Genomic DNA, 23792 nt, shown 5'->3' with positions numbered 1-23792 from the left:
CATGCAGCAACGCGTCCTGATCCTGGCGCCGTTTGGCCGCGACGCCGATGTGATAGCCGAGGTCCTGCAAAAGGACGCTCGCCTGTCCCTTGCGTGCCGCGATGTCGATGCGCTCACCGAAGCGCTGGACGCCGGAGCGGGTAGCGCACTGATCGCCGAAGAAGCCCTCGCGGACGGTCATGCATCGCGCCTGTTCGACTGGCTCGAACAGCAACCCGCGTGGTCCGACTTTCCTTTCATTCTGCTCGCCGCCAATCGTATCGGGCGACGCTCGGCACGCAGCCTCGAAATACTCGAGCGGCTCGGCAACGTGGTGGTCCTCGAGCGTCCGCTAAATTCGGAAACGCTGCGGCGGGCGGTGGGCTCGTCGCTCAGGGCGCGCTCGCGACAGTACGAGTCGCGCCGCCATCTGGCCGAACTGATCAAGGCGCAAGAAGCGCTGGTGCAACTCAACGATTCGCTGGAAGGCCGCATCGCCGAACGCACGCAAGAACTCGCATCCGCCAACAACCGGCTGATGATGGAGATTCACGAGCGCGCCAAAGTGCAGGCCGTGCTGGTGCAATCGCAGAAGATGGAGGCACTCGGGCAGCTCACCGGCGGCATCGCGCACGACTTCAACAATCTGCTGAACGTCATCATGGTCAACTCGGAGTTGATCGCGCGGCTCGGCAGCGACGATCGCATTCGCGCCATGGCCGCCACCGTCAAACGCGCAACCGAGCGCGGCGCGAAACTGACGGGGCAACTCCTGACCTTCTCCCGCAACAGCAATCTCGATCTGAAGGCGGTGGACGTGGTGGCCTTGCTGCAAGACATGCGGGACATCATCACCGTGTCGCTCGGGTCGGGCATCCACTACACCAACGAATTCGATGGCGAAGAGATGTGGACCCAGGCCGACGCCAATCAGCTCGAACTGGCCATCCTCAATCTGGCGATCAATGCGCGCGACGCGATGCCGAATGGCGGCCAGTTGAGCATTCACGTGAAGGAGCGCGCCGCCCCCGATGAAACGCTCGACGACGGCCGTTATGTCGTGCTCGAAGTCGCCGACACCGGCTCGGGGGTGCCCCCCGACGTGGTCTCACGCGTGTTCGACCCGTTCTTTACAACCAAGCCGATCGGCAAGGGCACGGGCCTCGGCTTGAGCCAGGTCTACGGCATCGCGCGGCAAGCCGGCGGCACCGCACGCCTGTTCAGCGAAGAGGGTGCGGGCACCACGGTGGAGATCTGGCTACCGTTGCGCGAGCGTGTGGCATCCCAGACCGAGGCGATCTCCGACGTTGAACAGAATGCAGTTGGCATGAAACGCGTGCTGGTGGTCGAAGACGACAGCGAGGTGCGGGCAATGCTGGTCGAGTGTTTAAGAATGCTCGGCTATACCGTCACCGAAGCCGCGGACGGCCAGACCGGCCTGAACCGTTTACAGGACGACAAACCCGATTTGCTCGTGGTCGACTTCGCGATGCCGGGCATGAACGGCATCGACGTGATCGCCGCCGCGCGCAAGATGCGCGAGGACCTGCCGGTGATCCTCGCGACCGGGTACGCGGACGTGGATATTTCGGGTCTCGCCGTCAAACGCTGCACGATCTTGCGCAAACCCTTCCAGCTCGACGACCTCGCGCGTACCGTCCGGCTCGGCCTCGCTGCCTGAGAAGAAGCCGCAATTGTCACACTGCGACTGCAGACTCCTACAGCGTAAGTCTCCGTAAAAATCCCAATTCAATAGTTTGCTAACGAATAGCCAGGCCATACAATATCGGCCATGTCGAATCTCGATGCCCTGCGCCGCACCGTTAGCAGCACCCTGGTCGTCGCTGCCAGAAAATGGCGGCGCACGAGCCATGGCGTGCTCGCGGCCTTTAACGTCTCCGAAGCGTGCGCCACGCCGCTCCTCACCGCCAGCCGGCTCGGCGAAGCGGTGCGGCAGGTGACGCTGGCCGACCACATCGGTATTGAAGGGCCCTCGCTCGTGCGGCTGCTCGATCAGCTGTGCGCGGCCGGCCTGATGCGCCGTGACGAAGATCCTGAAGACCGGCGCGCCAAGACGGTGGTCCTCACTGACGAAGGCCGCGCCGTCACGGCTAAAATGGAAGAAGAGCTCAATACGCTGCGGGCGCAAGCTTTGAAAGGTATCTCGCGCAGCGATCTCGAAGCGACATTGCGTGTGCTGACCGCTTTCACGACCGGCCCAGCCGCGCCGCCCAATGCCAGGGATTCCGAGTAAAGGCTTATGGTCTATCCCTCCATCCGCGACTGGCTGTTCTCCGTCAAGACGTTTGCCGCGGCGATGATCGCGCTCTACATCGGCCTCTCGCTCGAGTTGCCGCGGCCATATTGGGCGATGGCCACCGTCTACATCGTGTCGAATCCGTTTGTCGGCGCGACCCGTTCCAAGGCGCTTTATCGTGCGCTCGGCACGGCGCTCGGCGCGTCGGCCGCGGTGCTGCTGGTGCCGCCGTTCGTCGAATCGCCCTATCTGTTCAGCGTGATCGTGGCATTGTGGACCGGCACGCTGCTGTACCTGGCGGTGGCTGACCGCACCGCGCGCAGCTACGTGTTCATGCTGGCGGCCTACACCATGCCGATCATCGCCTTGCCTTCAGTGACCAATCCAGGCGGTGTGTTCGATCTGGCAATCAGCCGCACCGAGGAGATCACACTCGGTATCGTGTGCGCGAGTATTGTCGGCAGTTCGCTGTTTCCTAGCCGGCTTGCGCCCACCATCATCGAGCGAACCGACGCGTGGTTTCGCGACGCGGCGTTCTATGCCACCGAAACGCTATCCGGCCGCATTGCGAGCGCGGCAATCTCGGGGGCTCGCCAGCGGATCGCGGCCACCGTCAACGGGCTGGAGTTACTGCTGAGCCAGCTAGCCTACGACCACACCCGGCCGGACATCCTGGCACGGGCTCACGAGTTGCGCGGGCGCATGCAGTTGCTGCTGCCCATGATGTCGGCGCTGGCCGATCCGCTGATCGCCCTCTACAACAGCGGCCGCCAGACATGGCCGGAGGGTCTCGAAACCTTACTCAACGATGTCATCAAGTGGTTCAACGCACCGCTTCCCGCAGCCAGCGGAGGCTATCACCCCGACCCGGCAGCCAACGCTTTGCGCGAGCGCATCGCCGCGATGCAGCCGTTGCCGGCCGCGCTGGCGAGCTGGGACGGCGCGCTGCTTTCGAACGCGCTGTGGCGTATGAAACAGGTGATCGACCTCTGGCAAGACTGCCGCTCGCTGCGCATCATCATCACGCGCGAAGAAGGCTCGTGGCGGCCGCGTTTTCGTCACTGGCGGCTAGGCGGCACCGAGCGGTTCTTCGACCGCGGCATCATGCTGTTTTCAACGGTTTCGGCGGGCGCCGCGGTGGTTATCGCGTGCAGTTTGTGGATCAGCTCAGGCTGGGCGGACGGCGCCAGTGCGGTGACGCTGGCGGCGGTCGCCTGCTGCTTCTTCGCCGCGCTCGACGAACCCGCGCCCCTGGTGTTCAAGTTCTTCGTTGCGACGGCGATCAGCGTGGTGGCCGCCGGCATCTATCTGTTCGCCGTGCTGCCCCACGTGCATGATTTTCCGATGCTGGTCGTCCTGTTCGCCGCGCCGTTCATCCTCGTCGGCACGATGATTCCGCGGCCGCAGTTCAACATGGTGACGGTGCTCGTGGCCGTCAATACCGCCACTTTCATTAGTATTCAGGATGCCTACTCGGCTGACTTCCTGATCTTCCTGAACAGCAATCTCGCGGGGCTCGCCGGCCTGCTGTACGCGTATCTGTGGACCCGCGTGACACGGCCGTTCGGCGCGGAACTCGCGGCCTCGCGACTATTGCGCTCGAGCTGGGCCGACGTGGCGCTGACTGCGTCCACCCGTCCAATCGAAGACCCGCGCAATCTCGCCGCGCGCATGGTCGACCGCCTGATGCAACTGATCCCGCGGCTGGCCGCCACGGACGACCATCGCCATCCGTCGATCGAGAGCTTTCGCGATCTGCGCGTGGCCTTCAACGCGCTCGATCTGCGCCGCCTGACGCACCGGCTCGGCGGTGAAGCGTCGGCCGCGATCGATCATGTTCTCGAAGACGTGCGCCAATACTTCGACACCTGCGTCGACCGCAGCGCGCGCCAGCCGGTGCCCGAGAGCCTGATGTCCTCGATCGATGCCGCCGTGGCACGCGTCACCGCACAAGGACTCGCCAACGCCGAAGCGCCGGGCGCGACCTCGCAAACCTCGGCGCGCCGGTTGCGCGAGGCGCTGCACGCGCTGGTCGGCTTGCGTCTTTCGCTGTTTCCGGCCACGCTAATCACCCCCACGCCGCCCGAACCGGAGGCCGCCGCCTGATGCGCCCGTCCCGCAACCCAATCCCCCTTTGCCGGTTCCCGCGATGATCGGTGAAATCGATATCTTCGGCGTATTCGTGCCGGCCGTGCTCGTGCTGATGCTGGTCGCCTATCTGATCAACCTGGCCATTCGCACGGTGCTCGCACGCGTCGGCTTTTACCGCTTCGTCTGGCATCGCTCCATCTTCGATCTCGGCATCTACGTGCTGGTGCTGGGCCTTGTCGTCGTCGTTTCGCACAGACTAATAACGTGAAAAAAACCTGGTTCTCCGTCGGTCAAATTCTGCTGACCCTGATCGTCGTCGTGGTTGCAGCCTTCGTGCTGTGGAAGCTGGTCGCCTATTACATGTTTGCGCCGTGGACTCGCGACGGTCACGTGCGCGCCGACGTAATTCAGGTTGCGCCGGATATCTCGGGGCTGATTTCCTCGGTCGACGTGGTGGACAACCAGCAGGTCCGACAAGGCCAGGTGTTGTTCGTGATCGATCAGGCCCGCTATGCGCTCGCCCTGCGCCAGGCGCAGGCCACCGCGCAACAACGCCGCGCCACCCTCGATCAGGCACGCCGTGAAGACGCGCGTAATCGCCAGCTCGGCAACCTGGTCGCCGCGGAAATCTCTGAAGAAAGCCGCTCGCGTGTCGAAACGGCCGAAGCGGCGCTTGCCGATGCGAACGTCGCAATCGATACGGCAAAGCTCAATCTGCAACGCACCACGATCGTGAGTCCGGTCGACGGTTATCTGAACGACCGCGCGCCGCGTACCGGCGAATTCGTTTCGGCGGGCCGGGCTGTGCTGTCGGTAGTGGATATGCATTCGTTCCGCGTCGACGGTTATTTCGAAGAGACCAAGCTGCACGGCATCGACATCGGCCAGCGTGTCGATATCCAGGTGATGGGCGAGCCGAACGTGCTGCGCGGTCACGTGCAAAGCATCGTCGCGGGGATTGAAGACCGGGACCGCACGCAAGGGTCGAACCTGCTGCCGAACGTGAACCCGGCGTTCAGCTGGGTGCGGCTCGCGCAACGCATTCCAGTCCGCGTTGCACTCGACGAAGTGCCTGCCGACTTCCGCATGATCGCCGGACGCACCGCGACGGTGTCGGTGCGCGATCTGTCGCCGACCGGCAAGCCGCGTCCGGCTGCGGGCGCGTCGGGTACGGTGGATGCGTCGGCGGCTTCATCTTCGGCTGCGTCTGCGGCTCCGGCTGCCTCCGCTGCTTCTGCTACGCAGCCCGCTTCGGCTGCCGTCATGTCGGGCGCGTCGCAATGAAGCCGTCGCGCGCCCTACCCTTACTGCCGCTGTTACCTCTGTTGCCGTTGACCATTGCGCTCAACGGCTGCGTGAACGTCGGCCCCGATTACTCGCTGCCGAAGCAGGCGCTGGTCAATGCACCGCTCGCCAATGCACCGATCGAAGGCGCCGACGCCAGGCTGACCACGCGTCAGGACGTGCCCGCGGTCTGGTGGAAGCTCTATGACGATCCGGTGCTGAACAACCTCGTCGACGAAGCCCTGCAATCGAATACCGACTTGCGCGTCGCCGCCGCCAACCTCGCGCGTTCACGTGAAGCACTGGGCGTCGCGCAGGCGCAGGGCGGCTTCTCCGGGAAGACGTCGGCGGCCGTCGAGCGGGCGCAGGAATCGGCCGAACAGTACCTGCTCTTCAACAAGCTGCCCGTCGCCAACGAAGGCGATATCGGCATCAGCATCTCGTACGAAATCGATCTGTTCGGCAAGCTGCGGCGCGGTGTCGAAGCGGCGTCGGCGGATACGGAATCCGTGCAGGCGGCCGGCGATCTCGCACGGATCACGGTGGTCGCGGATGTGGTGCGCTCGTATGTCGAGCAATGCTCGGCCGCCGAGGAGCTCAGGATTGCGCAGCAGTCGCTGGCATTGCAGAAGCAACGCGTGGACGTGTCGCGCCGGTTACGTGACGCGGGCCGCGGCAATCAGCCCGATGTGACGCGCGGCCAGACTCAGGTCGATACGTTGGCGGCGGATATTCCGCGCTATACGGCGCGCCGCCAGATCGCGCAATACCGGCTCGCGGCGCTGCTCGCACGCGCGCCATCCAACTTGCCGCCGGCCGTGCTGGCCTGCAACACGCTGCCGCAGATCCGTCAGCCGATTCCGGTCGGTGACGGCGCCGCGCTGCTCAAGCGCCGCCCGGACGTGCGCGAGGCCGAGCGTCAACTGGCGGCATCGACGGCGCGCATCGGCGTGGCGACGGGCGCGTTGTATCCGACGGTGAGCATCGGGGCGTCGGCGGGTTTGACCGGGATTCTGGAGGACCTCGGCACGTCACCAACAGCGCGCTGGGCTTTCGGTCCGCTGATCAGCTGGACCTTCCCCACGAATGGCGCGCGTGGCCGTGTGCGTGAGGCGGAAGCGTCGAGCAATGTGGCATTGGCAAAGTTCGATGGCGTAGTGCTGACCGCATTGCGCGAAACCGAAACCAGCCTCGCGACCTATGCGTCCGACTACGCCCGCGCCGACGCTTTGCGCGCCGCGCTGAAGTCGGCCGCCGAGTCGGCGGATGAAACGCATCGGCTGTATCGCGCGGGACGCGAGTCGTTTATTTCGGATCTGGATGCAACGCGCACGCTGACCTCGACGAAGTCTCAAGTGGCGGCCGCGGAAGGTCAGGTCGCGATCGATCAGGTCAACCTGTTCCTCGCTCTCGGCGGCGGGTGGGAGAACGATGGGCAGACGGCGCCCGGGGCTGCGATGTCTGACGCTGCGACTCCGGCTCCCGCTGCACCGACGGCCAAGGCCGTCCCGACAGCCGCTACCCAGGCGCCTTGACCCTCTCATCTCGGCTCATTCGGGTAAATCACTATTATTGACAAGCTTTCTTTTACCTTTCAATTCAGGTTAAATACGAGCCTCAACACCACGTTACGGGGTCACGTATGTCGCAATTCATGCAAGGCGCAGCCACGCTGGGCGGTTGTATCGGCGTTTTCACGGTAGTGGTTGCAGTCGTGGAGATGCTGGCGAACTAAGCCAAGCCACGATGGGCGCGCGGATGGCTCACCCAGGCGCCTGCGCCTGCGGTGTTGCCGGCCCTAAGCGGGCCGCCGTTTCGCGGCCGCCTGGTGAATCGCCGCCCTTACCCGCGGATACGTGCCGCAACGGCACACGATGTTGGACATCGCCGCATCGATGTCCGCATCGGTAGGATCAGGTTTCTGTTTGAGTAACGCGCAGGCCGCCATCAGTTGCGCGCTCTGGCAATAGCCGCACTGCACCACATCGAGATCGATCCATGCCGCTTTGAGCGCCTGAGCTTCCGCACCCTGCACGCCTTCGATAGTCGTGATCTTCTGCGAGTGCAAGCTCGACATCGGCGTCTGGCAGGCAAGCCCCGCCTTGCCGTCCAGATGAATCGTGCACGCGCCGCAAATACCCACGCCGCAGCCGAACTTGGTGCCGGTCATGCCGAGGTCGCAGCGCAGCACCCACAGCAGCGGCATATCCGGTTCGGCTTGCACGGCCACTGTGCGGCCATTGATGTTCAACGATCCCATGCTTGTCTCCGTCAATCCCATGCGGGTCACGCGAGCCTCAACGGCAACGCGCGCAAGCGCTGGCCAGTCAGCGCGAACACCGCGTTGGCCACCGCCGGCGCGACCGGCGGCACGCCCAGTTCACCGACGCCCTGCGGGTGCATCTGACTCGGCATGATGTCGGTTTCGATCACGGGACAATCGTTCATCCGCACGACAGGGAAATCGACAAAGTTCTTCTGCGTCACCACCCCGCCGTCGATGGTGATTTCGTCCTGCAACGCAGTCGACAGTCCGAACACGATGCCGCTCTCCATCTGCTGACGAATCAGGTTCGGATTCACCGGCAGTCCGCAATCGATGACGCAGACCACCCGGTGCACGCGAATCTGCTTGTTCGGGCCGATCGATACCTCCACCACCTGCGCGACGACACTGCCGAACGCTTCGTGCAGCGCGACGCCGCGCGCCCGCTTGATGCCGTCGGCGGCACGCGTCATGGGACGTCCCCACTCGGATAAGGTCGCAACGCGCTTCAACACCGCCAGATGGCGCGGATGCTGCACGAGCAGCGCCGCGCGAAACGCAATCGGGTCCTGACGGGTGGCGACGGCGAGTTCGTCGGTAAAGCCCTCCGTGAAAAACGCCTGATGCGAATGGCCGACCGATCGCCAGAATCCAATCGGGATCGGCAGTTCGACAATCTTGTGCGCCACGCGCGCGGCGGGCCATTCGTAGGGCTGATCGAACGCGCCCTCGCACGTGGTCTTGTCGATCGGAATGCGCGGCACGCCGTAGTAGCGCGCGAGCGATTCCGGCACGATCGCCTGACTCGCTGAAGTGGCATGCCACGCGACGAGCTTGCCGTCTTTGTCGAGACCAGCCTTCAGGCGCGACACGCACGCCGGACGATAGAAGTCGTGAGTGAAATCCTGCGCCCGCGACCAGATCGTCTGCACCGGACGGCCGCCACCCTCGCGCGCAATCGCTGCGGCTTGCGCGATGAAATCGAGTTCGAGACGGCGCCCGAAAGCACCGCCGAGCAGTTGCGTTTGCACGTCGACCTTGTCGGCGTCGATGTCCAGCACTTTTGCGACGTGCTGCCTTGCGAGCGTCGGCACTTGCGTGGACACCCAAACGGTGGCTGCGCCGTCCGTGACCTGTACCGTGCAATTCACCGGTTCGACCGCGCCATGGGCAAGATACGGTGCGTGGTATTCGGCGGTCACGGTGCGCGCCGCGCCGCTCAATGCGGCGTCGACGTCGCCGCGATGGAAGTAGGCATGGCCGTCGCTCTCGTCCAGTGCGTGCGCGAGCTGGGTGTCCACGCTCGCGCTCGACAGCGTGGCTGCCGGGCCGTCATTCCACACCACGTTGATGGCGCTGACCGCGTTCATCGCGCGAAACGGATTGTCCGCGATGACCGCGACGCCACCGCTGCCGCCGGCATAGGGACTGAGCGAAAACGCCTTGATGAAGCCGGGCATGGTCCTGGCAGGCGAGGCGTCGAAATGCGCCACTGTGCCGCCTAATGTGGGACACATCACCACGCTGGCGTAGATGAGACCATCCGGCAGCGCGTCAATGCCGAAGCGCGCCGTCCCGTTGATTTTCGATGCGGCTTCGATGCGTCGCATCGGTTTGCCGATCAGCTTGAAGTCGGCGGGATCTTTCAGCGCGACCTTGCGCGGCAGCGGTTGCTGTGCCGCCATCGCGGATAGTTCGCCGAAACTTGCCTTGTGCCCTGACGCGTGCAGGACGTAGCCGCCTTCCGCTCGGCATTCGCTGGGCGGCACCTTCCATTGCGCGGCCGCCGCGCCGATCAGCATCGCACGCGCCGAGGCGCCGGCCTCGCGCATCGGCGTCCATAGATCGTTGATGCTCGATGAACCGCCCGTCATCATCGTGCCGGCATCGCGCACCAGCTTGCGGGTCATCCAGACCGTGGCGCGCTTGACGGTGCTGTCGTCGTCGGGGCGAAACGGCAGATCGTCGACGATGTTCTGCACGCTGTTGTAGATCTTGTCGATCGGCGAGTTTTCCACTCGAACCTGCGACCAGCCGGCGTCGAGTTCTTCGGCCAGCAGCATGGCGAGGCCGGTGTGGATACCCTGCCCCATTTCCGCTTTGCACATCATGATCGTGACGCTGTTGTCCGCGGCGATCTTGACCCAACCGTTAAGCGCGACCTGGTTGCCTTCGGCCGGCAGCGGCGTGGAGGGAGTCAGGCGCTGACCCGGTGGCAGTACAGACCAGCCGACGAGCAGCACGCCAAGCGTACCGGCGCCGCCTAGCAGGAAAGTTCTGCGCTTTAACATCGTATGGCTCGATCAGCTTGCACGGTGGCGGGGACGCAGTGAAAGCGCGGGCTGGCGCGGGGGTTCTTTCGTCGTAACAGTAGTAAGACGGGGGAGTGGGTGGGGGACTGAAAGTCAGCATTTCAGCCGAACTGCACGGTGTGGACAGATGCCTTCACGGTACGGGCGGAGGCAAGCCGTGTGTCAGTTCATTAAATCTTATTCGTCGCGTGGTGGCACGCTGCAGTGCAACGGGCTTGAACGGCAGAAAAATGCGGGAGATGGCGGATTTTTGCTAGTGGCACAAGTCGCTGATTACATTTCTAAACAAGTTGCCGTCCGCTCTCGCGCATGATTGGGGCGGAGCTAATGAGCCTTGCGACTCCCCAGTAAAGCAGATCTGAATTGGCTAGGCGCTATCGTGAATTGAAAGAGGTTAAGTCATGAGCAACCAAACATTTTCAAGCGTCTGGGACGCTATCGAAGACACGCCTGAACAGGCGCAGAGTATGAAGCTTCGATCGGTGCTGATGATGGCGCTCAAGGACCATATCACCCGCATCGGAATGAGTCAGGCAGAAGCCGCCAAGCATTTCTGCGTCACTCAGCCACGTGTATCAGATCTCATGCGCGGCAAGATCAATCTGTTCTCGCTCGATGCCTTGGTGAATATGGCGGTAGCGACGGACATGCATATGGAGATGCACATCCTGAATGCTCCGGCGAGCGCAGTAGCAAACGCCACGAGCACCAAGACCGCAGCGTGTAACGACCGCGCTTAGCGCATCACCGCCGGTTCGACCCCGACACGACATCGATCCACACAGCCAGCACAAGAATGCTGCCCTTCACGATCATCTGCCAGTACGCGTCGACATCCAGCATCGACATGCCGTTGTCCAGACTTGCCATCACCAGTGCGCCGATCAACGCGCCATAGACCGTCCCGGAGCCGCCTCGCATCGACGTCCCGCCAATAAAGCACGCGGCGATCGCATCGAGTTCGCCCATCGATCCCGCCGATGGTGAGCCGGCCGCGAGCCGCGCCGTATTGACGATCCCGGCGAACGCGCACATCAATCCCATCAACGCGAAAATGGCCAGCTTCACACGATTGGTGTTCACGCCGGAGAGCCGCGTCGCTTCCAGGTTCGAACCCACCGCATAGATACGTCGTCCAAAAACAGTCTGCGTCGCGATCCACGTGAAAATGCCCAGCAGTGCGAGCAGCAGCAAAACCGGTACGGGAATCCCGCCATAACGATCGAGCGTGGCGACAAACGCAGCCAGAATCACGCCTGCCCCGACCACCTTCGCGACGTCCTGCCAGATTGGCACCACGCGCAATTTATAGCGCTCGCGGTTGCTTCGTTGCCGCACCGTCAGAAAGGCCAGCACGACAAACAGCACGACGGCGAGCGTGTCCCCCGCAAGGCGCGGCAAATAACCCTGACCGACGAAGACAAACCCGTCGGAGACCGGCGCAATCGTCGAACCACCGGTGACGCCGAGCAGAATGCCGCGATACGCAAGCATGCCGCCCAGGCCCACAATGAACGAAGGCACACGCCGGTACGTCGACCACCATCCGTTGAACATGCCGACAAGCACGCCAAGCAGCATCACCACAGGCACGGTGACGCCAATCGGCCAATGCCGGTTCACATCGAGAATCGCCGCGACACCGCCGAGCAAACCCAGCAACGACCCAACCGACAGATCGATCTCGCCCGCGATGATCACGAACACCATGCCGCACGCGAGCATGCCGGTAATCGACATCTGCCGCAGCAGATTCGACAGATTGCGCGGCGTGACGAACGCACCGTGCGTCAGAAAGGAGAAGAAAATCCAGATTACGGCCACGGCGATCAGCAACGCGAGAATCTTGTAACGCGCGAACAGTTGCTGAATGCGCTGCGGGCCGCCGAATGCGCCTCGCGACGCGGCGCCGTCGGTGGGTTGGGAAGTGACGTCGGGAGTCATGCGGCACTCGCTTCGGTTGATGCGGTTGGGTTGAGGGATCGCTGCACGGGGCGGATCGCGGCGCTGAGAATGTCCTCTTGTGTGAGGCCGTCGTTGACGAAGTCGCCACGCAATTCGCCTTCGCCGATGACCAGCACGCGATCGCTGATGCCGAGCACTTCGGGCAATTCCGACGACACCATCACGATCGACATGCCGCGCTGTGCCAGCTGAAAAATCAATTTGTAGATTTCGAACTTCGCGCCCACGTCGACACCTCGGGTCGGCTCGTCGAGAATCAGCACTTTCGGGTCGGTCAACAGCATGCGCGTCAGCACGGCTTTCTGCTGATTGCCGCCCGACAGACTCGCAATCGAGAGCATCGGATGCGCCGCACGCACGGAAAGCCGCTTCATCTCCGTGTGAATCGTATCGAGTTCGGCGGCGGAATCAATGCGGCCGCCCTTCGCGAAGCGTTGCAGCACCGCGAGCGTAATGTTGTGACCGACACTTAGACCCGGCACAATGCCGTGGCGCTTGCGATCTTCCGGCACCATGCCGATACCGGCGCGAATCGCATCAACCGGCGCGTGAATTTTCAACGGCTTGCCATCCATTACCACCGTCGCCTCGCTCACACCGGGATACGCGCCGAAGATCGCCTGCATCAGCTCCGTACGCCCCGCGCCGACCAAACCGGCAACCCCGAGAATCTCGCCACGCCGCAGCGAAAACGACACATCGTTCACCCGCTTGCGGCGTGGATTGCTGACGTCGAAACAGGTCACATGGCGCGCTTCAAAGATCACGTCGCCGATGGGATGCGGTTCACGCGGAAACAGGTTCTTGATCTCGCGGCCCACCATCAGGGAGATGATGCGGTCAGTGGTAAGCGCGCGCATGGGTTCGGTCGCGACGTGGCGGCCGTCGCGAATCACGCTGATCGTGTCGCACACGGCCGCGACTTCGTCGAGCTTGTGCGAGATGTAGACACAGGCGACGCCGCGCCGTTTCAGATCGCGCACGATATCCAGCAGGATGTGTATCTCCGTAGCGGTCAGCGACGAAGACGGTTCATCGAGGATCAACAGTTTCGCGCGCTTGTTCAGCGCCTTTGCGATCTCGATCAGCTGCTGGTGGCCACCGCCGTAATTCATCACCGGTTGCGCCGAGTTGATTCCGCTGATGCCGAGTTCGCGCAGCAGTTCGTCGGCGCGCTGATACATTGCGGCGTAATTCATTCTGCCGCCGGGCAGCGTGATTTCGTTGCCGAGAAAGATATTCTCCGCAACCGAAAGCTCCGGCACCAGCATCAACTCCTGGTGGATGATGATGATGCCCGCACGTTCCGTGTCCCTGATGCTCGCGGCTTTCAGCGGCTCACCTTCCCAGATGATTTCGCCATCCCAGGTGCCGTGCGGATAGACGCCGGACAGCACTTTCATCAGCGTCGATTTACCCGCGCCGTTCTCGCCGCACAAACCCACGCACTCGCCTGGCGCCACCGTCAGGTCGATGCCGTCGAGCGCCTTCACGCCGGAAAACGCTTTGACGATGCCGCGCATCGTCAGTAGTGGTTCACTCATTCGCTATGCCTCGCAGCAAGGCGCGCGGTCGCACCGATGCGCCTGGCGCATACCAGGCCTACCGGCTTGAACCGCGCACACGTTACGCTCATTGGCTCGCGAGCTGGGCCTGGGTGTAGAAGCCGTCCTTGACGACCACATCGACATTGCTCTTGGTGAGCAATGTGGGTTGCAGAAGCACCGTGTCGACCTTCTTCTTGCCATTGTCGTACTGTGCATTAAAGGCCGGCTTTTCACCCTTCGCAAGCGCGACGGAGAGTTTCGCCGCTTCGCCGGCGATCAGCTTCAGCGGTTTATAGACGGTCATTGTCTGCGTGCCGGCGATCACGCGCTTAACAGCGGCAAGATCGGCATCCTGACCCGACACCGGCACTTTGCCCGCCAGATGCTGTGCGGCGAGCGCCTGAATCGCGCCACCGGCAGTTCCGTCGTTCGAGGCGACGATGGCATCGATCTTGTTGTTGTTCGCCGTGAGTGCATCTTCAACGATACGCAGCGCCGTCGACGCGCTCCATTCCGGCACCCACTGCTGACCGACGACCTTGATATCGCCCCTGTCCATCGCGGGTTTCAACACTTTGAGCTGCCCCTCACGCAGCATTTTCGCGTTGTTGTCGGTCGGCGCGCCGCCAAGCAGGAAGTAGTTTCCCTTCGGTTGCGCGTTGAACACACCTTGCGCTTGCAGTTCGCCAACCTTCTCGTTGTCGAACGAGATATAGGCATCCACGTCGGCATCGAGAATCAGGCGGTCATACGAAACGACCTTGATGCCCGCTTTCTTGGCTTCGGCGACCACATTGCCGAGCGTCTTCGAATTGAACGGCACAATCACGATGACGTCCACGCCGCGTGAGATCAGATTTTCAATCTGCGAAATCTGTCGCTCTTCACTCGCGTCAGCGGATTGCACCGACACTTTGGCGCCGAGTTTTTCTGCCGCTGCGACGAAATAGTCGCGATCGCGCGACCAGCGTTCGACACGCAGATCGTCGATACAAAAGCCAATTTCCGGGTGGTCCTTGCTTGCGTGCGCGAGCGGCGCGACAAGCGACAGGCTGGCGAGCACCGCTCCACACACGAGCGAACTCAGTACGGTACGACGCGTTGCGAATTTCATGTCTCACTCCTTGTTCTGATAGCCGGAATACCGGATTGGACAGTCTGCGCTGCGAGCCGCAGAACCGGACAAGCGACAACCCAAAGCTTCTTTTTATTCGCGCGGTCAACGTGGCCGCGCGATCTTTTTGTATTACTGCCCACCTTCTTTCAGGCGTTACTTCGCGACTACCTTTCGCGATTACCTTTTAGCGCTTGCTGTAAATCGCCTGATTCACAACATTTTCCAACTGCTCCTGCCGACCGCTCGCGTGCTGCGGATTCAGACCGCGCGTCAATGCATCTTCGGCCAGCGTCGAGAGCGAATAGTTGCCCTTCAGAATCTTGTGACCGAACTCCGACTCCCAGCCCGCGTAGCGCTGACGTTTGAACTGTTCGAGCCGGTCGTTTTCGATCAGCGTCGCGGCACGCTCGACGGCGAGCGCCAGGTTATCGATTGCACCAATGTGGCCGAAGAACAGATCTTCCGCATCGACGCTCTGGCGCCGCACCTTTGCGTCGAAGTTCATCCCGCCCGTGGTGAAGCCACCGTGTTTGAGGATTTCGTAAAAAGCCAGCGTCAACTCTTCGACACTGTTCGGAAACTGATCCGTGTCCCAGCCGTTTTGCTGATCGCCGCGATTCGCATCCACACTACCGAAAATACCCAGTGCGTAGGCCGTGGCGATCTCGTGATGGAATGAATGACCGGCAAGCGTCGCGTGATTGGCTTCGATGTTCACGCGAATTTCTTTCTCCAGCCCGTATTGCAGCAGGAAGCCGTGTACGGTCGCCACATCGTAGTCGTATTGATGCTTGGTCGGCTCCTGCGGTTTCGGTTCGATCAGCAACGCGCCCTGGAAGCCGATCTTGTGTTTGTGCTCGACCACCATGTGCAGAAAACGGGCAAGCTGATCGCGTTCGCGCACGAGGTCGGTGTTGAGCAGCGTATCGTAGCCCTCGCGCCCGCCCCACAACACATAATTTTCACCACCGAGCCGTTGCGTCGCATCGAGCGCATGACGAACCTGCGTCGCGGCAAACGCAAAAATCTCCGGATCGGGACTGGTCGCGGCACCTGCCGCGTAACGCGGATGCGAGAACAGATTCGCCGTGCCCCACAGCAGTTTTATACCGGTATCCTGCTGCTTGCGGGCGAGATAGTCGGCAATGCGTGTGAAGTTCTCGCTATAAGATTTCAGGCTGTCACCTTCCGGCGCGACGTCGGTATCGTGAAACGTGTAATACGGTGTGCCGAGCTTCGAGAAAAACTCGAATGCAGAATCAGCCTTTTGCTGCGCCCGTTCCATCGCGTCGCCGGCCTGCTGCCAGGGACGCCGAAACGTCCCTTGCCCGAAGATATCGACGCCCGGCCAGACAAACGTATGCCAGTAGCACACAGCGATGCGAAGATGTTCTTCGAGCGTCTTGCCGAGCACGCGTTTGCTCTTGTCGTAATGGCGATACGCAAGCGGGTTATCCGATTGCGGGCCTTCGTAGCGGATCTCGGGAATGTGTTCGAAGTAGGACATCAGCGTCTCCTGTTTTATGCTGCACTGCAACCCGCACGGCATCGCCGCGCCGGTCGACAAGGTGACGCCATGCTGACGCTTGCAGGATGCATCGGCAATTGCGAAATTGCGCAGCGGGCTTGATGTTTCTTACCGCCCGTGCGTTTGTTTCACACCGGCGCGACCTTCGCGGCCTAGAATAACCAGACGCTTAAAAACGGTGCCGCATTCGGCGCGCACCCAACCGCAACCATCTTGCATGGGACCCGAGTAAGGCGCTAAAGCACCCACTCTGGCCGACAGGAGACGAAGGCGCTGCGAATCCCGACGATCCGCGCGCCGCCCATTGCCATGACCCGTCCGCAAACACCCCAGACGACCCATCGGATCGCGCTGCTGTTCAACGCGAACAAGGTGTATGACCGCGAGATCATCACCGGCATCGGCAATTACCTGCTGTCGACGCGCGTGGCATGGGATCTCTTCCTCGAAGAAGATTTCCGCTGCCGGTTGACGGGGATCGAGCGTTTCGACGGCGACGGCATCATTGCGGATTTCGACGATCCCGCCGTAGGCGAAGCGCTGCGCGATTGTCCGTTGCCGGTGGTGGCGGTCGGTTCGTCGTTCGAAGATCCGGCGCACTACCCTCCGGACTTACCCTATATCGCAACGGATAACGCCAAGCTCGTATCGCTCGCCTACACGCATCTGATCGGCGCGGGACTCGAGCATTTCGCCTTGTACAGCCTTCCGCAGGCGCAGGAAAATCGCTGGGCGCAGCAACGTGAGTTGGCGTTTGCTCACCTGCGCAGCGCGGACGGCCACAGCGCCGGGCAGATCGGCACCGAGATCTATCGCGGCCTGTCGACCAGTGCGCCGTCGTGGAATCAGGCCACCGAGCAGCTCACCGCATGGCTCGCCCAGTTGCCGAAGCCGGTCGGCATCATCGCCGTTACCGACGCCCGCGCGCGGCATCTGCTGCAGGCCTGCTTGATCGCGGGTATTCCCGTGCCGGAAGAAGTGGCGATCATCGGCATCGACAACGATCCGCTCACGCGCACGTTGACCCGCATTCCGCTTTCCTCCGTGATTCAGGGCACGGAGGAAATGGGCCGTACCGCTGCCCACTTGTTGCATCAAATGCTGCACGGCGCGCGTTTTCCGGGGCGGCGCATTCTCGTGCCGCCGGTCGGCATCAATGTGCTCGAATCGACAAAGCACCAGCCGCTCGCGAGTCCGTACGTGATGCGCGCGCGGCACTTCATCCGCCAGTATGCGTGTCAGGGCATTCGCACCGAACAGGTGGCCGATTACGTGGGCGTGTCGCGTTCGTCGCTCGAAGAGTACTTCCGGCGCGAACGACAGTGCACCGTGCATCAGGAAATCCTGCGTCACAAACTCGATGTCGCAAAAGCGCTGCTTGCCAAACGCGATGCGTCGAGCGCCGAGGTGGCAATTCGTTGCGGCTTCACGTCGCTGCAATACATGTACGCGGTATTTCGCCGCGAACTCGGCTGTACGCCGCGCGAATACCAGGACCGTGTGAATTCGACGACAACGCCCGGCTGAGCATGCCTTTCACCCCTTATCTCCACCCACGACATGATCAGCATCGCACCACTTTCTTCTGAGCCATGGGGCACACTGCTTGGCGGCGATCCTGTGCGGCTCTTCACGCTGCGCAATTCGCACGGCATGAAAGTCGCCATTAGCGACCTGGGCGCCACGCTGGTCTCGTGGCATGCACCGGATCGTGCGGGCCGTCTCGGCGACATTCTGCTCGGCCACGACACGCCCGCCGACTACGTTGCGGCCACCACTTACATGGGCGGATTGATCGGCCGCTGGGCGAACCGGATTGCCGATGCGCGCTTCACGCTCGACGGCATCGAGTACGCACTCGATCGCAACGAAGGCGCGAATCTGCTACATGGCGGCACCCAGGGGTTTCATCGCACACTGTGGGACGTGAGTGAAGACAATGGCGCGCTGGTTATGCGCCTGGAGTCGCCCGAAGGCGACGCCGGTTTTCCGGGCAACGTCACCGTGCAAGTGCGTTACACGCTCGACGACGACGGCACTTTGACGATCGCCTATGAAGCCATCACGGACGCCGCGACGCCGCTCAACCTGACGAGCCATCCGTATTTCAACCTGACGGGGCGGCGGGATAGCGACATTCGCGGCCACGTGCTGTCCATCGACGCCGACCGGTTCTTCGAAGTCGATGCAGCGATGATTCCGTGCAAGCTTGCCGAAGTGGCAGGCAATGCGTTCGACTTCAGGCAAAGCGCGCCGATCGGCGCACGGCTCGATTGGCCGCATGCGCAGCTTGCGAGGGCCGGTGGCTTCGATCACTGCTATGTGCTGCGGAACGCACCCGATACCTCGAGCGCAGGACGCGATCCGCAGATACGCGAGGTTGCATGCGCCTATGACCCCGGCAGCGGACGCGAACTCACCGTCTCGACCGATCAGCGCGGCTTACAGTTCTATACCGGTAATTTCCTGAAGGGCGACAAGGGACGCGACGGCATCGCCTACCAGCCGTACGCCGGCCTGTGTCTCGAAGCAGGCGGCTTTCCGAACGAAGTCAATATGGCTGAGCAGGAGCAGGTCATCGTGCGGCCTGGACGCCCCTACCGGCAGGTGACGGGCTACCACGTAGGCGTACGTTCTGGAGTCTGAAGTAATTCTTCATATCTTACGAAGAGCATTACATAACGCCGACTTATCGTTTGTTGCAAGACTGAATTACGGGTTTAGGGGTTTGCCCTGGATCGCCCGCTTCCTAGAATCCCTCTATCGGCCACCCAACCCATGTTGCGGTGCCGGATAAAACAATTCTCGGAGGGAAGCATCATGAAATCGCTGATCAAGGCAGTCGCACTGGTCGTTGTTCTCGCAGCTCCGGTCGCTTCGTTCGCACAGTCCGAGCAACCGCTGACCCGTGCGGAGGTCAGGACGCAACTGATCCAGATTGAACAGGCCGGCTACAACCCCGCCGTTGCAACCGACTCCACCTACCCGGCGGACATTCAGGCAGCCGAAGCACGCGTAGCCTCACAGCACGACGCCACAGGTTATGGTTCTTCGGCAAACGGTTCATCGCAAACCGGCATGCCCGCCCCCGCGGCTCAGCCCGCACCAATGGACGCACAGTAAAACGCCAACGTTGTCGGCCGTTGCGTAGTTCGCTGCGAGCCATGCGTATTGATGCATGCGCTCGCATGAGCACGTTCAACGCTGCATCCATGACAGCGTGTTGTCAGAAAATCCTTTGACGAAAATAATGTCTCATATATCCTAGGGCGGCAGTTTGGTGGTTTTCGCAGCGCGGTCGATCCGCCTCAGCGAGAACTTCTATTCAACGTCGCTTCGGGTTCCATCGTGAAAGTCCGTGGTCCATTGGTGAGATATCAGCCTGGTCGGGAAAGAACGTTCCTGTCCGGCTGTTCAATCGCTCATCAGGGGAGCAACTGCGCTTCGCCATCCCGCTCCCTCTCCATCGATACCGTGTTGTCGCGGCGCTCCGTCCGTCGACACAACGTCATTGCAGCCCCCGCCGCCATTGGCGTGCGAACTGACGAAATCGCGTCGCTTCTGCCTTAGCCCCCCTCTCTTTTCGCGAGCAAGTGTTGCATGCGATCAGGCCGCTTTATTTAGCGGTCGAACGTCTGCAATGCAATTGTCCGTCCGCGCCTTGCAAGTTGTCTTGCTAGCGTTGGCCGGCTTATAGCGCTCGCCTATCCACGTTCCTTTTAGCTCTGCTGTGCGCTTGCGCCGCGGCAGGCGGCGCCACGTCCCTTTGCGTCCGCATTCGTGCGAGACCTATGGACGTGCGGGTCGTCACGCTCGTGCATCGACGCCTGCGCTGCGGCGACAACTGAAGATCGAATCCAAGGAGATAGTCGAATGAAGATTCGTCATGCCAAGCTTCTCTCGCTCAGCGGCACGATGCTGTGCTCGTTGACTGCTTTATCGTTCATGAACGCTGCACGCGCAGCGGACACGACAATCAACGTCTACAACTGGTCGGACTACATCGCCAAGGACACGATTGCCGGCTTCGAAAAGCACTCCGGCATCACGGTGAAATACGATAGTTACGATAGCGACGACACACTGCAGGCGAAACTGCTGGCAGGCAGTTCCGGATATGACATCGTCGTGCCCACATCGAGTTATATGGCCCGTCAGATCGAAGCTGGCGTGTATCAGAAGATCGACAAATCGAAGATGCCGAATCTTGCGAACCTCGATCCGGGTTTGATGAAGCTGATTGCCGATGCGGACCCCGGCAATCAATATGGCGTGCCGTGGGCGTGGGGCACGGATGGTGTCGGCTATAACGTTCAGGCTGTGAAGAAAGCGCTGGGCGCGGATGCGCCTGTCGATAGCTGGTCACTGGTGTTCGATCCGGCCAATCTTTCGAAGTTGAAAAGCTGCGGCGTGTCTTTCCTCGACGCGGCTGCGGATGTTTTCCCGGCCGCGCTTCAGTACATGCACAAGGACCCGAACAGCACCAATCCCGGCGACTACCAGGCTGCATATGAAATGCTGAAGAAAGTGCGGCCGTATATCACGCAGTTCAATTCGTCCGGCTACATCAACGATCTGGCGAACAACGATATCTGTGTGGCGTTGGGCTATTCGGGCGACGTGGGAATTGCACGACGACGCGCTTCGGAAGCGAAGCGTTCATATGAGGTGCGGTTCTCGAACATCAAGGACGCGGGCCTGATCTGGATGGACGTGATGGTGATCCCGAAAGATGCCCCGCATCCGGAAGCGGCGATGAAGTGGATGAACTACATCGAAGATCCGAAGGTAAGCGCGGCGATTACGAACGAGGTGTTCTATCCGACTGCGAATCGGGCAGCGAGGCAGTTTGTGGAACCGGCGATTGAGCAGGATCCGAATGTGTATCCGCCTGAGGCCGTGCTGAACAAGATGACGTTGATGCGGCCGCAGCCGGCGCCGATCATGCGGCTCGAGAACAGGTTGTGGGCACAGTTGAAATCGGGAAGTTGATTTCGTTTTAGCGGGTGTAGTTTGCTGATGGCAGGTATCTCCTTTCGAGCGTGGCGCATGCAGTGGGTGTGTGCGCTACGCCCTTTTTTGAAGCTTTGATTTTTAACTCTGTTTGCATTCAAGCCATGACGAGCATTTTGAATATCGTAGATTTCGCGCAGCCTGCTAAAGAAAGCGTCGAGTACATGCCGAAGGCGGAAGCGGTGCTTGCCGGTAATCCCTCGCAAGTGGTTCACACACATTTTGCCAGCCCGTGCGGGCAGCTTGCAGCTGGTGTTTGGGAGGGCGCTTGCGGACACTGGACGGTGAATTTCACCGAGAGTGAGTATTGCGAAATTCTTGAGGGCGTGTCCGTGATTCGTGATGCGGATGGGACAAGTAAGACTGTGCGGGCTGGGGACCGGTTTTTGATTCCTGCCGGGTTTAAAGGGACGTGGGAAGTGATTGAGCCGTGTAAGAAGATTTTTGTTTCGGTGGAGTTTAAGGGGTAGGTTGCGGCGGTGGTGCTGCTGTGTATTTCCGGCTGCGGTGATGCCGTTACGGGCCATCAACCGCGCCCCCGTATGCGTGGACAGATGTCCGCCGACACGCTCCGAATCAGACGTAGGCTTTTTTAACCCCTCACCATCAAGTCCCGCTTCATATTGCCGATAACAAGGATGAACGGGCGTTACGCGCGCGGCAGCAACGCGCAGCAAAGTCAGTACGTAGCAAGCGCACCGGAAAAAAAGGGAGACCCCTACAACAACTCGAGACGACGGTCGCCATGAAACCACTGGCCTCCGCTTATCGTCCGGGAAAAAAGACGGACATAAAAAGTAATGAAGCGACGTCTGATGCAATGCCTGTCGGGAATGGCATTGATAGCTGCAACCGCAAACGCATTCGCCGACGATGGCTTCACGATCACGCGCTTCGAAGTGGAAGGCAACAGCCTGCTGCCTTCCGGCGAAGTCCAACGCCTGCTACAACCCATGAGCGGCCCGCATCGCGTCTACGGCGACATCCAGCACGCGCTCGAAGCGCTGGAAAATGCCTACCGCAAAGCGGGCTACACCGCTGTGCAAGTCAACGTGCCCGAGCAGGAGCTGACCAGCGGCGTCGTCAGGATCCAGGTAACCGAAAACCGGATCGACAACATCACCGTCACCGGCAACCAGCACTTCAGCGAAAAGAATGTCCTCGCCGGGCTGCCGCCACTTCAGCGCGGCCAGTCGCCGAACCTGCGCAAAATCTCCGAGGCAGTGCAACTGAGCAACGACAACCCGGCCAAGCAGGTCGGCGTCACGCTGGAGAGCGGCAACGAACCCGGCACGGTCGACGCCGAAGTCAAAGTGGTCGACGACAATCCGCTGCACATCTTCGCGACGGTCGACAACACCGGCGCATCCTCCACCGGGCGCTGGCGCACGGGCGTCGCCATTCAGGACGCCAATCTGTTCGGCCTCGATCAGGTCGGCACGCTGGCGTACACGACATCCCCCGACAGCCCCAGCGGCGTGAGGGTCAACATCTACTCCGTCGGATATCGGATACCGCTGTACAGCCTCGGCGACAGCCTTGAATTCCTCTACGGCAAATCCGACATCAACACGCCCAGCGCGTCGCCGACGCTCGGCGGCCTGCTCGGCTTCACCGGCAAGGGCGACATCTACGGTTTCCGCTGGAATCACTTCTTCGCCCGCCGTGGCGAGACCACCAGCAAGCTGATATTCGGCTTCGACTACAAGAAAATCGATTCGACCTGCAACGTCAACGGCGTCGCGTTCAGCACCGCGGGACCGACGCCGCCAGTCGCGTCCTGCGTGCCCTACACCACGATGCCGCTGAGCCTGACGTATAGCAGCCAGACCGTTGGCGTCGGACAAAGCATCGATTACGACATCGGCCTCTCGCGCAACATCGCGACCGGCACGCAATACACCAGCACCGACGGCCGCACCGATCGATATTCGTACCTGACGCCCGGCAGCCGCGATACCGTCGACGGCTTCACGATCCTGCACGGCGATGCGTCGATCATCCGAAGCTTCGCCAACGACTGGCAATGGCGCCTCGCCAGCACCGCGCAAGTCACGAGGAACCCGTTGGTGTCGTCGGAACAGTTCGGCCTGGTTGGCCTATACGCCGTGCGCGGGTTCACCGAGCGCGCCGTGGTTGCCGATAGCGGCGTGTTCGTCAATGCCGAGATCTACACGCCTCAACTCGTCAGCAAGGGCAACCTGCGCCTGCTGGCTTTCTTCGACTTCGGGTATGGCCACAACAGCAATGTCGGCAACAGCGGCATTCCGGCGAATCTGAACGTATCGAGCATGGGGGTCGGCGCACGTTACGTGTTCGGCCGTAACGTCAGCATCAGGCTGGACGTCGCGCGAGTCGGCGCGGCCGGCAATTCACTCACCGAGAAGCGCGGCGACTTCCACGCCGATGTCAGCGCAAGCCTGGGCTTTTGAT

General features: G+C 61.6%; 18 protein-coding genes and 1 pseudogene. 13 read left to right on the top strand and 6 right to left on the bottom strand.

The features are described from left to right. Position 1 precedes the first annotated feature (1 nt). The 6 genes from PQQ95_RS30465 (at position 2) to PQQ95_RS30440 (ending at position 7146) form a co-directional block, all read left to right on the top strand. Positions 2-1660 carry an ATP-binding protein gene (locus PQQ95_RS30465; protein ID WP_408444411.1) on the top strand — a complete coding sequence of 553 codons (1659 nt, stop codon included), beginning with the start codon at positions 2-4 and terminating at the stop codon, positions 1658-1660. A gap of 111 nt (positions 1661-1771) precedes the next feature. After that, positions 1772-2233: a MarR family winged helix-turn-helix transcriptional regulator gene (locus PQQ95_RS30460; protein ID WP_408444409.1), complete on the top strand. Its 462-nt coding sequence runs from the start codon at positions 1772-1774 to the stop codon at positions 2231-2233. 6 nt (positions 2234-2239) lie between these two features. Further along, entirely contained in the window at positions 2240-4342 is a 2103-nt protein-coding gene (locus PQQ95_RS30455) for an FUSC family protein (RefSeq protein WP_408444406.1), read from the top strand. 43 nt (positions 4343-4385) lie between these two features. After that, a complete protein-coding gene (locus PQQ95_RS30450; protein ID WP_115778589.1) occupies positions 4386-4595 on the top strand; it encodes a DUF1656 domain-containing protein in 210 nt (69 codons plus the stop codon). Continuing rightward, the gene (locus PQQ95_RS30445; protein WP_408444404.1) at positions 4592-5611 is read left to right on the top strand and encodes an efflux RND transporter periplasmic adaptor subunit; all 1020 of its coding nucleotides are present in this window, start codon (positions 4592-4594) and stop codon (positions 5609-5611) included. The genes PQQ95_RS30450 and PQQ95_RS30445 overlap by 4 nt, the downstream gene beginning before the upstream one ends. Next, positions 5608-7146, top strand: a complete 1539-nt coding sequence (locus PQQ95_RS30440; RefSeq protein ID WP_408444401.1) for an efflux transporter outer membrane subunit — start codon at positions 5608-5610, stop codon at positions 7144-7146. The genes PQQ95_RS30445 and PQQ95_RS30440 overlap by 4 nt, the downstream gene beginning before the upstream one ends. 263 nt (positions 7147-7409) lie before the next feature. On the opposite strand, the gene PQQ95_RS30435 is transcribed toward PQQ95_RS30440, so the two are convergent. Together PQQ95_RS30435 and PQQ95_RS30430 are read right to left on the bottom strand one after the other, a co-directional pair. Next, entirely contained in the window at positions 7410-7871 is a 462-nt protein-coding gene (locus tag PQQ95_RS30435; RefSeq protein ID WP_408444398.1) for a (2Fe-2S)-binding protein, read from the bottom strand. A 26-nt stretch (positions 7872-7897) separates the two neighbouring features. After that, positions 7898-10168: a xanthine dehydrogenase family protein molybdopterin-binding subunit gene (locus PQQ95_RS30430; RefSeq protein WP_408444395.1), complete on the bottom strand. Its 2271-nt coding sequence runs from the start codon at positions 10166-10168 to the stop codon at positions 7898-7900. A gap of 422 nt (positions 10169-10590) precedes the next feature. On the opposite strand from PQQ95_RS30430, the pseudogene PQQ95_RS30425 reads away from it, so the two are divergent. Beyond that, a pseudogene (locus tag PQQ95_RS30425) lies at positions 10591-10860 on the top strand (helix-turn-helix domain-containing protein); the annotation flags it as partial. A gap of 73 nt (positions 10861-10933) precedes the next feature. Here the strand turns inward: PQQ95_RS30425 and PQQ95_RS30420 are convergent. From PQQ95_RS30420 to xylA, 4 genes are all read right to left on the bottom strand, one after another. Then, positions 10934-12133: a sugar ABC transporter permease gene (locus PQQ95_RS30420; protein WP_408444392.1), complete on the bottom strand. Its 1200-nt coding sequence runs from the start codon at positions 12131-12133 to the stop codon at positions 10934-10936. After that, complete coding sequence (xylG, locus tag PQQ95_RS30415; RefSeq protein ID WP_408444390.1) at positions 12130-13698, bottom strand: D-xylose ABC transporter ATP-binding protein; 1569 nt, start codon at positions 13696-13698, stop codon at positions 12130-12132. The genes PQQ95_RS30420 and xylG overlap by 4 nt, the downstream gene beginning before the upstream one ends. A gap of 88 nt (positions 13699-13786) precedes the next feature. Then, positions 13787-14815, bottom strand: coding sequence for a D-xylose ABC transporter substrate-binding protein (gene xylF, locus PQQ95_RS30410; RefSeq protein WP_408444387.1), 1029 nt, complete (start codon positions 14813-14815; stop codon positions 13787-13789). Between the two features lie 187 nt (positions 14816-15002). After that, positions 15003-16325 carry a xylose isomerase gene (gene xylA / locus PQQ95_RS30405; RefSeq protein ID WP_408444385.1) on the bottom strand — a complete coding sequence of 441 codons (1323 nt, stop codon included), beginning with the start codon at positions 16323-16325 and terminating at the stop codon, positions 15003-15005. Between the two features lie 330 nt (positions 16326-16655). On the opposite strand from xylA, the gene PQQ95_RS30400 reads away from it, so the two are divergent. The 6 genes from PQQ95_RS30400 (at position 16656) to PQQ95_RS30375 (ending at position 23791) form a co-directional block, all read left to right on the top strand. Next, positions 16656-17873, top strand: a complete 1218-nt coding sequence (locus PQQ95_RS30400) for a XylR family transcriptional regulator (protein ID WP_408444382.1) — start codon at positions 16656-16658, stop codon at positions 17871-17873. 33 nt (positions 17874-17906) lie between these two features. Next, positions 17907-18992, top strand: coding sequence for an aldose epimerase family protein (locus tag PQQ95_RS30395; RefSeq protein ID WP_408444379.1), 1086 nt, complete (start codon positions 17907-17909; stop codon positions 18990-18992). 174 nt (positions 18993-19166) lie between these two features. Next, a complete protein-coding gene (locus tag PQQ95_RS30390; protein WP_408444377.1) occupies positions 19167-19469 on the top strand; it encodes a DUF4148 domain-containing protein in 303 nt (100 codons plus the stop codon). Positions 19470-20261: 792 nt separating this feature from the next. Next, positions 20262-21338 carry a polyamine ABC transporter substrate-binding protein gene (locus PQQ95_RS30385; protein ID WP_408444453.1) on the top strand — a complete coding sequence of 359 codons (1077 nt, stop codon included), beginning with the start codon at positions 20262-20264 and terminating at the stop codon, positions 21336-21338. Positions 21339-21463: 125 nt separating this feature from the next. Then, positions 21464-21829, top strand: coding sequence for a cupin domain-containing protein (locus tag PQQ95_RS30380; protein WP_408444375.1), 366 nt, complete (start codon positions 21464-21466; stop codon positions 21827-21829). 330 nt (positions 21830-22159) lie between these two features. Then, positions 22160-23791: a ShlB/FhaC/HecB family hemolysin secretion/activation protein gene (locus PQQ95_RS30375; protein ID WP_408444373.1), complete on the top strand. Its 1632-nt coding sequence runs from the start codon at positions 22160-22162 to the stop codon at positions 23789-23791. The last annotated feature ends 1 nt before the right edge of the window (position 23792 follow it).

It is taken from the genome of Paraburkholderia caffeinilytica, assembly GCF_046030355.1.
Classification (GTDB): domain Bacteria; phylum Pseudomonadota; class Gammaproteobacteria; order Burkholderiales; family Burkholderiaceae; genus Paraburkholderia; species Paraburkholderia caffeinilytica_B.
This window is presented reverse-complemented; position numbering and strand designations above follow the sequence as displayed.

Excerpts from the sequence above, each read along its gene's own strand:
- PQQ95_RS30385 (WP_408444453.1), top strand. The coding sequence starts at position 20,262 with ATGCTGTGCTCGTTGACTGCTTTATCGTTCATGAACGCTGCACGCGCA.
- PQQ95_RS30390 (WP_408444377.1), top strand. The coding sequence starts at position 19,167 with ATGAAATCGCTGATCAAGGCAGTCGCACTGGTCGTTGTTCTCGCAGCT.
- xylF (WP_408444387.1), bottom strand. The coding sequence starts at position 14,815 with ATGAAATTCGCAACGCGTCGTACCGTACTGAGTTCGCTCGTGTGTGGA.
- PQQ95_RS30400 (WP_408444382.1), top strand. The coding sequence starts at position 16,656 with ATGACCCGTCCGCAAACACCCCAGACGACCCATCGGATCGCGCTGCTG.
- PQQ95_RS30435 (WP_408444398.1), bottom strand. The coding sequence starts at position 7,871 with ATGGGATCGTTGAACATCAATGGCCGCACAGTGGCCGTGCAAGCCGAA.
- PQQ95_RS30465 (WP_408444411.1), top strand. The coding sequence starts at position 2 with ATGCAGCAACGCGTCCTGATCCTGGCGCCGTTTGGCCGCGACGCCGAT.
- PQQ95_RS30440 (WP_408444401.1), top strand. The coding sequence starts at position 5,608 with ATGAAGCCGTCGCGCGCCCTACCCTTACTGCCGCTGTTACCTCTGTTG.
- xylG (WP_408444390.1), bottom strand. The coding sequence starts at position 13,698 with ATGAGTGAACCACTACTGACGATGCGCGGCATCGTCAAAGCGTTTTCC.
- PQQ95_RS30450 (WP_115778589.1), top strand. The coding sequence starts at position 4,386 with ATGATCGGTGAAATCGATATCTTCGGCGTATTCGTGCCGGCCGTGCTC.
- xylA (WP_408444385.1), bottom strand. The coding sequence starts at position 16,325 with ATGTCCTACTTCGAACACATTCCCGAGATCCGCTACGAAGGCCCGCAA.
- PQQ95_RS30380 (WP_408444375.1), top strand. The coding sequence starts at position 21,464 with ATGACGAGCATTTTGAATATCGTAGATTTCGCGCAGCCTGCTAAAGAA.
- PQQ95_RS30395 (WP_408444379.1), top strand. The coding sequence starts at position 17,907 with ATGATCAGCATCGCACCACTTTCTTCTGAGCCATGGGGCACACTGCTT.
- PQQ95_RS30430 (WP_408444395.1), bottom strand. The coding sequence starts at position 10,168 with ATGTTAAAGCGCAGAACTTTCCTGCTAGGCGGCGCCGGTACGCTTGGC.
- PQQ95_RS30420 (WP_408444392.1), bottom strand. The coding sequence starts at position 12,133 with ATGACTCCCGACGTCACTTCCCAACCCACCGACGGCGCCGCGTCGCGA.
- PQQ95_RS30375 (WP_408444373.1), top strand. The coding sequence starts at position 22,160 with ATGAAGCGACGTCTGATGCAATGCCTGTCGGGAATGGCATTGATAGCT.
- PQQ95_RS30460 (WP_408444409.1), top strand. The coding sequence starts at position 1,772 with ATGTCGAATCTCGATGCCCTGCGCCGCACCGTTAGCAGCACCCTGGTC.
- PQQ95_RS30455 (WP_408444406.1), top strand. The coding sequence starts at position 2,240 with ATGGTCTATCCCTCCATCCGCGACTGGCTGTTCTCCGTCAAGACGTTT.